The organism is Sphingomonas qilianensis, assembly GCF_039614825.1.
In the GTDB taxonomy this organism is placed as follows: Bacteria; Pseudomonadota; Alphaproteobacteria; order Sphingomonadales; family Sphingomonadaceae; genus Sphingomonas; species Sphingomonas qilianensis.
The window spans coordinates 229,016-241,462 of sequence record NZ_JBDIMF010000001.1; the positions used below are offsets into that span (position 1 = coordinate 229,016).

Here is a 12,447-nt window from a genome sequence, read left to right on the forward strand (position 1 = left end):
CGTCTCCCGAACGGGTCCGCCGGATACCGACGGACCCGCCTGCATCAGAAGGCCAGGTTGATGCCGGTGCTGATGCGCCGGTCGCTCTGGAACCAGCTACGGCCAACCAGCTTACCGTTGGGATAGCCGCCCATCAGCGTACGCTGGGTTGCGGCGGTCAAGTTGGTCGCCTGGACGCCGAACGAGAAGTTTTCCGTGACCTTGAAGCGAACGCCGGCGTCAAGCGAGCCATAGCTTCCACCGTAGATCGGCAAGGCGATCTGAGTGGTTGTGTTGGGCCCGCCATCAAGATCGGTCAGCACGCCCGGTGCGCTATAATAGCTGTACGTGCCATTGGTGCCGTTGCTGTTGGTCGACAGCAGATAGCGCGAGCGCCACGAATAAGCCAAGCGGATCGAGAACGGATTGCGCTCATACAGCAAGGTCGCATTAGCGTTGTGCTGCGACAGGCCTACCAACGGCGCGTCATTCTTAATGGCGCCGGTGATGTCGCGGTACAGGTCACCCGGGTTGCTGCTGTCGATGAAGGTGTAATTTCCCTCGAAGCCGAAACCACCGAGCACGCCCGGCAGCATATCGAGGAAGAAGCGGCCACCCACTTCAACGCCTTTAACCGTCGCCGCCTTCGTGGCGTTGACATAATCCGATGCGGACGCCGTCACTGTCTCGGTAGTGCCATCGGTAAACAACACGTTCACCTCGCGGTTGGTCAGCGAGTAGATCGGCAGGTTGGTGATCCGCTTGTAGAATGGCGCAACGTGGAACGAGGTGCCCGGTCGCGCATAATATTCAAACGACAGATCGAAATTGTTCGACAGGGTAGGCTTGAGCAACGGATTGCCGGTTTCTGCAGTGAAGTTGGTAAACACCCCCGGCAGCCCCGAGCCACCCGGATTGGTCACAGTCGAGACACCGACCGTCCCCGAAGAGCGCAGCGCGTTGAATGTCGGGAGATCGACCGTGATATTATACCCGCCGCGCAGCTTGATCTTCTCCGTCGGAGAGAAATCGAGGTTGATGGACGGCAACACGCGGGTGAATTCCGCCTTGCCCGAACGCGCGACAAAGGTCGGCGCGAGCGTCTGGGTCCGGCCGTTGCGAATGAACGGCGTGCCTCCATTCTGCTGGATGAAGCCATTGCCCTGGTTCTCGATATGCACGACGCGCACGCCGACATTGCCGCCGATCCCGGGGGCGCCGTCCTGCGGGCCGAAACGCACCAGCGCATAGCCAGCGAGATTCTTGGTGCGGTTGTCGAGCTGGTCGCCGGGCAGCACGAAACCGGGCTGACGGATGGCAAGAGAACCATCGGCGTTACGCTGCCCGCCATATCCAGTGCTCGGCAGCGGACCCGCCGAAGAACAGTTGAACTCATTGCCGGTGCAGAAGCCCGCTGGAGGCGATTGCGTGAGTTGCAGGCGGTCGAAGCGCGACGCCAGCCCTTCGCTCGCAAACATCAGATTGCCGGGCAGGATGGCCGAGCCGCGGAAAAAGTCCTTGAACGCGTGCAATTCGGTGTCGCCGGGCGCCGCATTCGCATAGGTCAGCTGCGGGTCGCCATTCCAGCCACGACCGAGCGCGGCCCAGTTATACCCGTTCTGGAAATCCCGCTCCTTGCGCTGCGCATAGCGGCCACCGACCTTTACCGAGCGGAAGAAATCGCCGTCGAACTTGTATTCCGCGTCAAGTTGGCCGGCATCGAGCCGACCGGTGTTGTTTTCATTGTGCGGCATGGATGCCGTCCAGAAATAGTTGGACGGGTCCGCAAACGATGCCTGCGTGCCCGACCCCACCGAAATCTGCGGCAGATCGCCACTCAGATCCAGGCCGAAACTCTGCCCGAAGCTGACGTCACGGAAGATATCAAGACGATCGTAGATCTGCTTCGAGTCGACGCGCTGGAGCGACCCCTTGAGCGATAACGGGCCATCGGCCGGCGCCCAGGCAAACGACAGCGAATAATCGCGCGTCACCGTGTTGCTCTCGACAAACCCCTTGTTGCCGCTGCTGTTGACCGGCCCATTGGTCGGCGCGAAGCTGGTCGTGTCGCGGTTGAACAGCGCGCTGCTTTTCACCAGCATGCCATTCTCGTCGAACGTGCTGCTGGCCGGATCGACCGCCAAGGTCTGCGAATCCAGCTGCGTGCCATAGTCGCTCGACTGGCTCTTGTAACGCGACTGGAAGAAGCTGCCGGTGAACGTCAGATCGTCCGAAGGCGCCCACTGCACCGCGCCGTAAATACCGGTGCGACGATAGCGGAATGCTTCGTCGCCAAAAGCAAAGCCGCTCGGCACGTAACGATCGACCCCGTCGCCCAGCGCGGTCTTGAAATAGGGGCTCACGCGGATGAACTGCGACAGCGAGCTGAACTGGCTGTATGCGACATCCGCCAGCACGCCGATGCGGCCGATCGGCGTATCGAAAGAGTCGGTCACGAGCACCGAAGCCGATGGGTCCGCTTGCTGCGCCATGTCGCCAAGCGCCAGTTCGCCCGTCGCGGCAACATGGAACTTGCCGTTGAAGTCGAACGGCATCTTGGTGCGGAGATCGATCTGCCCACCGGTGCCGCCTTCGATCAGATCGGCAGTGGACGCCTTGTATACGTCGACGGCCGACATCAATTCCGGCGTAACGTCGCTCCACAGAATCGCGCGGCCATTGTTGGCGCTAAAAATTTCGCGCCCGTTGAGGCGTGATGCCACGCCGGTCAGCCCGCGGACCTGCACGCCCGAGCCCTGCACCGAATAGTGATCGGGATCGCCCAGCGCCGCAAAGCGCACGATCGACACGCCGGAGACGCGCTGCAGCACTTCGGTGATCGAATTGTCGGGCAACCTGCCAGCATCGTCGGCAACGATCGAATCGACGATCGTCTCGCTGCGACGCTTGCGGTCTTCGGCGGCTTCCAGCGCCGCCCGGCGCCCCGTTACAACGATATCGACAGCAGCGTCGTCCGTGGATGCCTGGTCCGTGTCGGCAGCCCCCTGTGGCGCAACCTGCGCATAGCTGGAAGGCGCGATCCCGGCCGCAACCAACGCCAACGCCGATGCGCCAAACTTGAACGCAGTCGAACGGGCAAAACAAACAGACATCAAACCTCCCCTGACCCGTGGCCTGCCTGGCCCTACGGTAGCGCTCTCATTAGCGCGTGCGGCAGGGCATGCAAATTGGAAAACTATATGTCCGACAGATTCTCGTACTGGTGTAGCATTCAAGCCTTCCATCGTGCGGATCTAAGTGATGTCCGTCACCCAGGCGCGATTAGCCTGCGGCACGTCGAACTGGCGATCCAATGTGTTGGCAGCAACGGCCGTTTTGACGTCCCCCCTGTTTTTTAGCCCATTTTGAGCGAGAGTTTTCCGGCCTTGTGATGCCCTCGGGCAAGGAGCTGGAAATGAAGAAATCTAGGCACACAGACGAGCAGATCGCCTTCGCGCTGAAGCAGGCGGAACCGGCACGCCGGTGGCCGAGTCATCCGGCGAATGGGGATTTCCGAGCAGACGTTCTACCGCTGGAAGAAGGTGTACGGCGGTCTCGGCGTTGATGAGCTGAGGCGCCTGAAGCAGCTCGAGGACGAGAACGGGCAGCTGAAACAGCTGGTCGCCGGCCTAAGCCTGGACAAGCACATTCTGCAGGACGTTCTGGCAAAAAAGCTCTGACGCCTGGACGACGACGCGAGCTCGTCGCGTACGTCCAGGCGTCTCATGCCGTAAGCTGCTCGGCGCTGGGCGTCGAGCGGTCGTCGGTGCGCTACATCTCCCACAGGCCGGACCAGACACCGCTGGTGATGCGCAACCGTGATCTGGCGGCAACGCGGACGCGCTATGGCTATTTCCGGATCTACATCCTGCTGCGCAGGGAGGGATGGGTCGTGAACCACAAACGCGTCTACCGGCTATATCGGAATGATGGACTGAGCCGTCGGCTCAAGAAACCAAGGCGCAATGTCAGCGCTGCCAACCGCGAGTGCCAAGCTGCCGCACTGGCGGCGAACGATATGTGGTCGATGGATTTCGTCTCGGACGCCCTGTTCGACGGCCGGCGGTTACGCGCGCTGACCGTGGTCGACGCCTTTACCCGTGAAGCGCTGGCGATCGACGTCGACCAGGGGATCAAGGGCGAGCAGGTCGTCGAGGCGATGGCACGGATCTCATCGATCCGCGGCGCGCCCAAGACCATTCGTGTGGACAATGGGCCGGAATTCATCTCGAAAGCGCTCGACCGCTGGGCGTACGAGAACGGCGTGACGCTGGACTTCAGTCGACCGGGCAAGCCCACCGACAATGCCTTCGTGGAGTCGTTCAATGGTCGCCTTCGCAACGAATGTCTGAACGCACATTGGTTCCTGTCCATGACCGACGCCCGAGCCAAGATCGAGGCCTGGCGGCGAGACTATAACGAGAGCCGTCCTCACACATCGCTTGGCTGGATGACGCCGGTCGAATATGCTGCTGCGACGGCCGCCAAGGCGGCCGAATGAACGCCGGAAACTCACCCTCAGGTTGGATGAGAAACCGGGGGACCCTCAAGCCGCAAATACAGAAAGTAGCTTGTTCATCAGCTTAGCCCCTAATCTGAGGATCTAAAAATTTGGTCAATCGGATCTGCAATTTGCGCTCACTGCCATTCTGTAATCGGCCCGCGCCGATCAGGGCATCGCGACAAGCTTGAACGAGGCCGACGACTTCGCCAGCAACCGGTCGCCAGCATCGAACAGCTCAGCCTCGATGAACGCAATCGACTTGCCCTGATGGCGAATCCGGCCGACGCACTCGAGCGATCCGAGCATCGCCGGGCGGACATAATCGGTGGTCGCGCTGATCGTCGCACCGATCTGACGTCCGTCGGTCGCGGCGAAAATCGTCGATCCCATCGTCTCATCGAGCATGCTGGCGACGAAGCCACCGTGAATCATGCCCATCGGATTGCAGAAGATCGGCTGCGGTGTAAAGCCGAGACGCAACGCATCTCCATCGTAATCGACGAACCGCCAACCGACCAATTCGCTCATCGTACCTTTCGTGTGCATGCGCGCGAACAGAGCGCGCGCGCGATCATCGGGCTTCAATTGCCGGCATGCCCGGTCGATGTCAGTTGTCGTCACTATCTTCTCTCCATTTGCCACCGCGCCGACCCGTGATACAGATTAGCCGATAGAGCTTACGACGATTGAGCAATCGATCTCATTGGCAGAACTTACAATATCGCGAAGCGCTGATGCAGCTGCGGCCGGGAGAATGACAGGATGTCGGCGGTGTTCGATCGCTTCGCCAAGCCGCCCTGCGCCGATACGCTCGGCTGGCAATTGATCTCCGCCGATCCGGCGACAGGCATCGTCCGGGTGCGGTTCGCGGCCCGCCCTGAATTCGGCAATCCCGGGGGAACCGTGCAGGGCGGTTTCCTCGCGGCGATGCTCGACGACGTGCTCGGGTCCGCGGTGCTGGTCAAGTCGGACGGGGCGTTCTGCTGCGCCACGATCGGGCTGAACGTGCTCTTCGTCGCGCCTGTCCATATCGGAACGGTAATCGGTACGGGTCGCGTCGTCTCGATGGGGCGCAGCATCGCCTTCGTGTCGGGCGAACTGCACGACGATACTGGCGCCTTGCTAGCGAGCGCGACAGCCTCGGCGCGGTTGATTCCCGTCGACAAGCTGCCGTCCGGCGGCGTGGTCGAAAGCTAGACCGCCGTCGCTACCAGCGGCACCGGGCCGTTGCCGAGCTTATCGCGCATATGGCCACGTAGCAGCCAGATGCTAACGATCGCCTGGCCGGTGACCGCAACCGCCGACAGGTACCAGTAAGCCTCCAGCGCGACGTCGCCGCGCGTTGACATGTACAGCGCGGGCAAGACGAACGTCAGCAGCCGACCTGCGCTACTAATCAACGCAGGCCGCGTATCGCCGAATGCCTGGAACATGCCCGAACAGGCGAAGACCAACCCGATCGCGACGAAATTCAGCGAGCTGATCCTGAGATAATCAGCCGCCACCGCAACGACCGACGGGTCATGCGTGAACGGAAGGATCAGCGCTTGCGGGTTCGTCTGGCACAGCAAGGTTAGCACGAGCATGACGATGCTGCCGATCCCCGCGCATTGGTAGAATGTGGAACGCACCCGATCCGGCAGCTTGGCACCGTAATTCTGTCCGGCCATCGCCGCCGCGGCGAAGGCGATCGCCATAGGCGGCAAGAAGATCGACTGAAGGATACGCGATGCGATCCCGTAGCCTGCCTGCACCTGAGGCCCGTAACCGCGGATGATCCAGTAGACGACCGCAGTCATCACGAAGATCATCACGAACTCGCCTGCCGCCGGTAGCCCCACATCGGCAATCCGCCTCCAGATTGTTAGGCGCGGTGCTAGGCGGCGAACATCGAGCCGGAGATGCGGCTGCATCCGGCCGAACAGCAGGACGAAGGCGATGCTCCCAGCCAGAGTTGCGATGCTGCTCGCCAGCCCCGCGCCGAACACGCCCAGTGGATATCCGATCAGCCAACCAGTCACCAGCACTGGCGCAAGCAGCGCGTTGAAAGCAACGGTCAGCGACTGGATCAGCATCGGCGGCCCTGCCACGCCCGACGCTCGGAGCGCTGACCCGATCGCGGCAACCGGGAACATCAGGGCGAGCGCGGGCAGATAGGCAGCGAGATACTGGGCGGCCAGCGCGCTGGTCGCGGCGTCTGCACCGAGCGCACGCACGCCGACGAGACCAACCGTATAACCGATTACCAGAGTCGCCAAGCCCAGCACCACTGATAGCGACAGCGACTGTTCGAACACGCCCTGCGCATCGGCCGCGTCGCGGCGGCCGATCGCCTGAGAGATGAGAGACAACGCTCCAACCGCGACCATCTGGCTGGCCGCCATGACGAGGAAGGTCGTGCTGCCCGCGCTCGAAACGCCGGCGATCGCTGCCTTGCCGAGCTGCGCAACGAAATACAAATCGACTAGGAAATACAGGGTCTGCACAACCAATCCGACGCCGATGAACGCCGCCATACCGATCAGATGCTTGCTGATCGGACCCGTCGTCAGGTCGCGCATGTATCTCTCCTCTCGTACGTGAACGTATCGTGACAGCATTGGTCAGGCGTGGACGATCAGCTTCTCCAATCCGCGGAAGAATGGCAGCGTGCGCCAAGCAGGCTCTGCGTCGCAATCGACGATCTTCAGGGTCGGGAACCGCTGGAATAACTTGAGCAGCGCCAATTGTCCCTCCAGCCTCGCTAGCGGCGCACCGATGCAGAAATGACTCCCGCCGCCGAATGAGAGATGCGGCGCCCGCTTTGCGTCGATTACGAACCGCTCAGGGTCGTCGTACACCGCCGGATCGCGGTTCGCTGCGCGCAAGATCGTCGTCACTGCCTGCGTCGCGTTGATCGGGCATCCGCTGAGTTCGATATCGTCGGTCATGATGCGCTCAGTGACATCGATGGGGCCCTCAAAACGCAGCACCTCCTCGACCAAGAGCGGCGCGAGCTCCGGATCGGCGAGCAACTTCTCGAGCTCGCCCGGGTTGAGCATCAGCAACCGCGCGCCATTGCCGATCAGGTCGGTCGTCGTCATGTTGCCGCCGACTAGCAATGCAATCAGGTTGAGCGCCAACTCCGCATCGTTGATCTCGGCGCCTGCCGCTTGCAGTGCCACCATGTCGCTGATCAGGTCGTCACGCGGAGTGACGCGGCACTGGTCAATCTGGCCGCGGAAATAGTCGCGTAAGGATGTGCGCGCCTGTTCGAGCAAAACCGTCTGCTCGGGCGAGCGAAACGGGTTGAGCCCAAGGGCGACGCCCTCCGACCACTGCCGAAAATCGGTCAGCGATACATTGTCCACGCCGATGATCGCGGCGATCGCATCGATCGGGACGGGCAGGCAGAACGCCACCATCAAGTCGAACGGTCGCTCCGGATCAATGGCGTCTAGCGCGGCGTCGACCACTTGTTCGAGCCGCAGCCGGCACGTCTTGACCCGCGCGTAAAAAGCGCGCTGGAGCGGACGACGAATTCGCGCGTGATCGGGATCGTCGAGCACGATCATCGACGCGACTTCGGAGCGCGGCACGTTAGTCGGCAGCTGCGCCTCCTGGCGGTGTGCGAGATGCGCACAAGTCTCGGCGCGGGCGCCATTGCGGGAGGTGCGGCGGTTGGCGAGCACGCGGTGCGCATCGACATAACGCGTGACGATGAACGTGCCCGCCTGAGGGTCGCGAGCCACTGGCCGCGTTTCGCGTAGCGGCCGTAGCACGACGTGCGGATCGGCTTTGAACACCGGATTCATCGGCGTCAGCGCAAGCAGCGAAGCCTGGGCATCTTCAGTCATCGCGCCCTCCTGCGAACCGCCAAATTGTCAAAACTTGAACACACCGATCGTGTTCTCCTCGGTATCGTGCGCGTAGAAGAACGATCCCGCCGGAATCGTGATGATGTCGGAAGCAACCTCTCCGCCACCCCGTTTCACGCGATCCATCGCGTCTTCTAACGTGTCGGGAATCGCGATGTGTGTGATCGCGCCCTCACCCTTGGTCGCCGGCTTGCCCTCGACGATATGTCCGAACACGCCGGTGCCCTCCGGGAAAGCCAACACCGCCTTCGCATATGGCCCTGCGGTGGTGTCGATCACCATCGGCGCGTTAAGCAACGTTTCATAGAACGTCTTCGCGCGCGCAATATCTGCGACTGGAATCTCCGAGAATACGATACCCGTAGGATGTGCCGTCATTGTTTTTCTCCTTGTTTATGTTGGATTGTGGCTGGTGCCGCTTCAGAAGATGACATGGCAGTCGCTGACCTGTCTAATCCCGCTTAACCCGGTGCAAGTCGCCGGACCGTCGCGCAGACGGATATTGGGGGTGAGTTCAGCGAACGCACTCAGCGTCTCGAATACCTCGATCCATGCGAGGCTTTCCCCCAAACAGCGATGCGCGCCGCCGCCGAACACCAGATGCTTGCGCTGGAAATCGGTCCGCGTGATGTTGAAAACTTGTGGATCCGCGAACAACGCGGGATCGCGCAGCGCGCCCAACAGGCTCGCTGACACGATAGAGTTGGCCGGGATGCGCTCGTCACCCAGCTCGATGTCGGCAAGCGTGAACCTGGGACAGGTGCCGACCGAGGGTTCGTACCGCAGCGTCTCGTTGACCGCGCCCCCGATGAATAAGGCATCTTGCGACAGCAGGTCCCATTGGCGGCGATCGGCGAGCAGCAGCGAAATCGCGTTAGTGATCGTCATCCGCGTCGTCTCCGCCGACGCCAGCATGAGATCGATCAGTTGGACATAGGTCTCCGCCGGCGTCAGTTCGGGATCCACTGCGCTAGCAGATTGCAGATATTGGCGGAGGAAGTCGCTTTGCCCGTGGGTGCGCTGCCGGTCGAGCAGGCGCTCGACATAGCCCATCAACGCCGCGGCAGCGGCGTCGATATCGCCCATCTGCTCGAGCGGAAACAGCGTCAGACCGACCGCCGCCTGCCGCGCCAACCCGACGAAGTAGTCGACGTCCTCTTCCGGGATGCCGATGATGCTGCACAACAATCGCGGCGGCATCGTCTTGGCGAATTCAGTCGCCACGTTCATCTCGCCGCGCGCCAGGTAAGGCGTCAGATGATCTCGCACGAAGCGGCGGATGTCGGGCTGCAGCCGCTTGATTACAGGCATGGTGAATGTGCCAGCGAGCGGTTTGCGGCGACGGCGGTGCACAGTGCCATCGACGGTCGGCATACCGTTGACGAAAAGGTTTTGCAGAGGCCCGACCGGCACGCCGCGCCACATCAGCAGCTGTGTATAAAACTGACATACTTCGGGATGCGTCAGCAGCTGCGTGCACTTATCGTGAGAGAACAAGGTATAGACGCCGATTTCGCGATTCACAGCGCTGACCGTGCGGCGCCAGACGTCGGACCGCTCACGCATGCGCGCTATATAGTTGTGTGGGTGTGCATCGAGTTCTACCTCCGCAACGTCGAAGATATCAACTTCGGCAAGATGGGGCCGGGGCTTTAGATCGGCGCGGTAGTCAACGACCTGGTTTATGGCGGCATTGGTCATCTTGGTACTCCGACGAGATAGGTGACTTTGTAACCGAAGGGCGCGTCGGCGATGCCCGCCTCCCATTCTAACGTGTTTCCGCCGAGTCCTGCGACCATCGCCTTCATCTCGTCGACGGTGTAGGTGCGAAAGGCAGAGACTATGCCGTCCCACATCACGAAGAACGGCACCAATGGCACGACATAGGTGAAGAATAGACGGCCAGGCGTCAGCGGGCGGATGAACGGTGTCATCAACCATGTGCCGAGTGGCGATAGCAGCATCGGTACCAGCCCGAGTATTGACCGCCGCGAGATCTCGAATACTGCGATCCCCTGTCCACTGGCCGCCGAATCACCCAATATTTGCTGCGCGATTTCAGGCCGGAAATGGTGGAAAGCGGAAAACATCGTCCGAATCCCCCGCAGCCGTGCCGGCACCGCCGTCGCATCGACGCTCGCCACTTCGAACTGCAGCGCGCTCGGCTGTTCGCGACAAATCGCCGACAACGCCTCTGCGTTGGGATATTTATCAGTGAAGGTGATCGATGTACCCGGCCGACCCGCTTTGCGGATATCGCGCTGGATCGCCGCAAGCAGCCCGCCGCCGCCCGAACAGAGATCGACAATCTTGGGCGTGCCTGTGCGGTTGATCATTGAGGTCAAGATCTGCACCATAGGCCGGTGTAGCTGCATCCGGACTGTCGAGTAGCGCAGGAAATCGGTCATGTAGTTGCGAATGCTGGACGGAAACCACGCCTGATCCTCGAACTCGAAAAGATGCATTCTGGGGATCAGCGCGGCCATATCGTCTCTCTTGCCGTGCGCCGCCACGATGGCCGCTGTTCACGTCTTGGGGTGCAGAATAGCAAACTTGCGCAAGTTACCTATCGTCAGAACTGACAATGGCGGCGGCTCCTTGCTTACTTCTGCAATGAGCGGGTCCTGGTCCAGTCGTGCCGCCACTCCTGGTCTCTTCCCGGCCGAGCGGTTACGCCGTCTAAGTTCATTGGCCGTCTCAAACTCAATGCGACTCAGCAGCCATCGCGTCGGACGTTTCAAAATCGAAAGCTGCTGCACATTCCAGCTCGCTCCCGATACGCGCGCTCAACAACTCCAGGGCATCGACTCCATTGGACATAATGTGTCGGGACCGGTTATGTGCAGCACGTCATCTTCGGACCTTGTGACGGCGCTCAACCCGGCCCCGGCTATTGTCTCGCCGACAAGCAAACGATCGACGGTGTAGAAGTGGGCCTGCGGATCATGGGCAATTGCGGCGCTCCCGCCGCCTGTCGCACGTCGGCGTCACTGGTTGGAACGATCCGGTTCTGAACTTGGTCACCGTGCGGACGGAGTGACGGTCTGCTCTGACGCAACACGGATCGTGCATCGCACGGTTTCGTGCCTTCAGGCTGCGGCCTTGCTGCACCCCTCGATCGCTTCGCGGTTAGCCGTTACAATTTGGTCGGCCGCGACGATTGCGTGGAACGCTGTCGGGCTTCCACTGTCCATCTCTTATTCGTTCCATCTGAGGCTGTACGAACCAGACCATCGACGCAGCTGCGAGCTGGTAAAGCCGCTTTCTCTTCTCGTCCTCTTCCTTGGCTCTGAGATACGTGTTTTGCCAGTAGCTTCCTTGTTCGCTCGGTCGCAGCGCGATCTTAAAATCCAGCGTTGGGTCGAGTAGGAAGGCAAGCTTCTTTACGCCATTAGCAAACGCAATTGTTGCTTGAGAAACGACTATCGCATCAGGAAAATCAACCTGCCGATGATCTAAATACAGCCGTAACGGCACTCCATCCAACGGCTCAACAGCGGCTCTAGCCATACATCCCCTTATCGAGGGTAAGCTATGCTGTTTCAGATCCTTACGTCAATCACGTATGCGAAGGGGATAGACGCCTCATTTTGCCTGGCGGGCGGTGGTAAGCCGGGATCCCCGGACCAAGCCCGGGATGACGTCGGCAAGGAAGCGAAGCGAACGGTCCAGCAAATGCGGCAATTATGCCAGCGCGTTCAGCGCCTTTTCCACGCCATCCATGGTGAACGGCTTGGGCAGCGTCGGGCGGTCGCGGTGCGCTTCGATCACGCCATCCTGCGATCCGCCGGTGGCAAAGACGAATGGCACACCCTTCGCCGCCAGCGCATCGGCAATCGGCCAGCTTTGTTCGCCATCGCGCAGGTTGACGTCGAGGATCGCCGCATCGATGCCGCCCGCCGCAACCAACGCCAGAGCATCGGCCACCGTATCCGCCTGTCCGGCCAGCGCACGCCCCTGAATATCGAGAAAGTCCTCGAGCATCATCGCAATCAGGGGTTCATCTTCGACAATCAGGATACGCTGTGGGCCATTCATACAGCGTCTTTAGCCATTGGCGTGGCCCCGCGCCAAGTCATTTCGCCTGGCGCTTTATGAAACGGTACA

General features: G+C 61.1%; 10 protein-coding genes and 1 pseudogene. 2 read left to right on the forward strand and 9 right to left on the reverse strand.

The features are described from left to right. Positions 1 to 44: 44 nt before the first annotated feature. Positions 45 to 3,092, reverse strand: a complete 3,048-nt coding sequence (locus ABC969_RS01050; RefSeq protein ID WP_345862381.1) for a TonB-dependent receptor — start codon at positions 3,090 to 3,092, stop codon at positions 45 to 47. 302 nt (positions 3,093 to 3,394) lie between these two features. Between ABC969_RS01050 and ABC969_RS01055 the strand changes: the two are divergent. Then, a pseudogene (locus tag ABC969_RS01055) lies at positions 3,395 to 4,480 on the forward strand (IS3 family transposase). 168 nt (positions 4,481 to 4,648) lie between these two features. Here ABC969_RS01055 and ABC969_RS01060 read toward each other — a convergent pair. Then, positions 4,649 to 5,104, reverse strand: coding sequence for a PaaI family thioesterase (locus tag ABC969_RS01060; RefSeq protein ID WP_345862382.1), 456 nt, complete (start codon positions 5,102 to 5,104; stop codon positions 4,649 to 4,651). A gap of 141 nt (positions 5,105 to 5,245) precedes the next feature. Between ABC969_RS01060 and ABC969_RS01065 the strand changes: the two genes are divergently transcribed. Then, complete coding sequence (locus tag ABC969_RS01065; RefSeq protein ID WP_345862383.1) at positions 5,246 to 5,680, forward strand: PaaI family thioesterase; 435 nt, start codon at positions 5,246 to 5,248, stop codon at positions 5,678 to 5,680. On the opposite strand, the gene ABC969_RS01070 is transcribed toward ABC969_RS01065, so the two are convergent. The 7 genes from ABC969_RS01070 to ABC969_RS01100 form a co-directional block, all read right to left on the reverse strand. Continuing rightward, positions 5,677 to 7,044, reverse strand: coding sequence for an MATE family efflux transporter (locus ABC969_RS01070; protein WP_345862384.1), 1,368 nt, complete (start codon positions 7,042 to 7,044; stop codon positions 5,677 to 5,679). The genes ABC969_RS01065 and ABC969_RS01070 overlap by 4 nt on opposite strands. Positions 7,045 to 7,086: 42 nt before the next feature. Next, positions 7,087 to 8,319 (reverse strand): cytochrome P450, encoded by a 1,233-nt coding sequence (locus tag ABC969_RS01075; protein ID WP_345862385.1) that lies wholly within the window; start codon positions 8,317 to 8,319, stop codon positions 7,087 to 7,089. 27 nt (positions 8,320 to 8,346) lie between these two features. After that, positions 8,347 to 8,718, reverse strand: coding sequence for a VOC family protein (locus ABC969_RS01080; protein WP_345862386.1), 372 nt, complete (start codon positions 8,716 to 8,718; stop codon positions 8,347 to 8,349). A 42-nt stretch (positions 8,719 to 8,760) separates the two neighbouring features. Further along, a complete protein-coding gene (locus ABC969_RS01085; RefSeq protein ID WP_345862387.1) occupies positions 8,761 to 10,041 on the reverse strand; it encodes a cytochrome P450 in 1,281 nt (426 codons plus the stop codon). Then, positions 10,038 to 10,826, reverse strand: a complete 789-nt coding sequence (locus ABC969_RS01090) for a class I SAM-dependent methyltransferase (RefSeq protein ID WP_345862388.1) — start codon at positions 10,824 to 10,826, stop codon at positions 10,038 to 10,040. The genes ABC969_RS01085 and ABC969_RS01090 overlap by 4 nt, the downstream gene beginning before the upstream one ends. Before the next feature lie 643 nt (positions 10,827 to 11,469). Further along, on the reverse strand, positions 11,470 to 11,850 hold the full coding sequence (locus ABC969_RS01095) for a hypothetical protein (RefSeq protein ID WP_345862389.1): 381 nt from the start codon (positions 11,848 to 11,850) through the stop codon (positions 11,470 to 11,472). 174 nt (positions 11,851 to 12,024) lie between these two features. Next, positions 12,025 to 12,378: a response regulator gene (locus tag ABC969_RS01100; RefSeq protein ID WP_345862390.1), complete on the reverse strand. Its 354-nt coding sequence runs from the start codon at positions 12,376 to 12,378 to the stop codon at positions 12,025 to 12,027. Positions 12,379 to 12,447: the final 69 nt, after the last annotated feature.

Bases quoted from the DNA above. Each gene is read 5' to 3' on its own strand.
- ABC969_RS01090 (WP_345862388.1), bottom strand. From the start codon at position 10,826: ATGGCCGCGCTGATCCCCAGAATGCATCTTTTCGAGTTCGAGGATCAG.
- ABC969_RS01065 (WP_345862383.1), top strand. From the start codon at position 5,246: ATGTCGGCGGTGTTCGATCGCTTCGCCAAGCCGCCCTGCGCCGATACG.
- ABC969_RS01100 (WP_345862390.1), bottom strand. From the start codon at position 12,378: ATGAATGGCCCACAGCGTATCCTGATTGTCGAAGATGAACCCCTGATT.
- ABC969_RS01070 (WP_345862384.1), bottom strand. From the start codon at position 7,044: ATGCGCGACCTGACGACGGGTCCGATCAGCAAGCATCTGATCGGTATG.
- ABC969_RS01085 (WP_345862387.1), bottom strand. From the start codon at position 10,041: ATGACCAATGCCGCCATAAACCAGGTCGTTGACTACCGCGCCGATCTA.
- ABC969_RS01075 (WP_345862385.1), bottom strand. From the start codon at position 8,319: ATGACTGAAGATGCCCAGGCTTCGCTGCTTGCGCTGACGCCGATGAAT.
- ABC969_RS01050 (WP_345862381.1), bottom strand. From the start codon at position 3,092: ATGTCTGTTTGTTTTGCCCGTTCGACTGCGTTCAAGTTTGGCGCATCG.
- ABC969_RS01080 (WP_345862386.1), bottom strand. From the start codon at position 8,718: ATGACGGCACATCCTACGGGTATCGTATTCTCGGAGATTCCAGTCGCA.
- ABC969_RS01095 (WP_345862389.1), bottom strand. From the start codon at position 11,850: ATGGCTAGAGCCGCTGTTGAGCCGTTGGATGGAGTGCCGTTACGGCTG.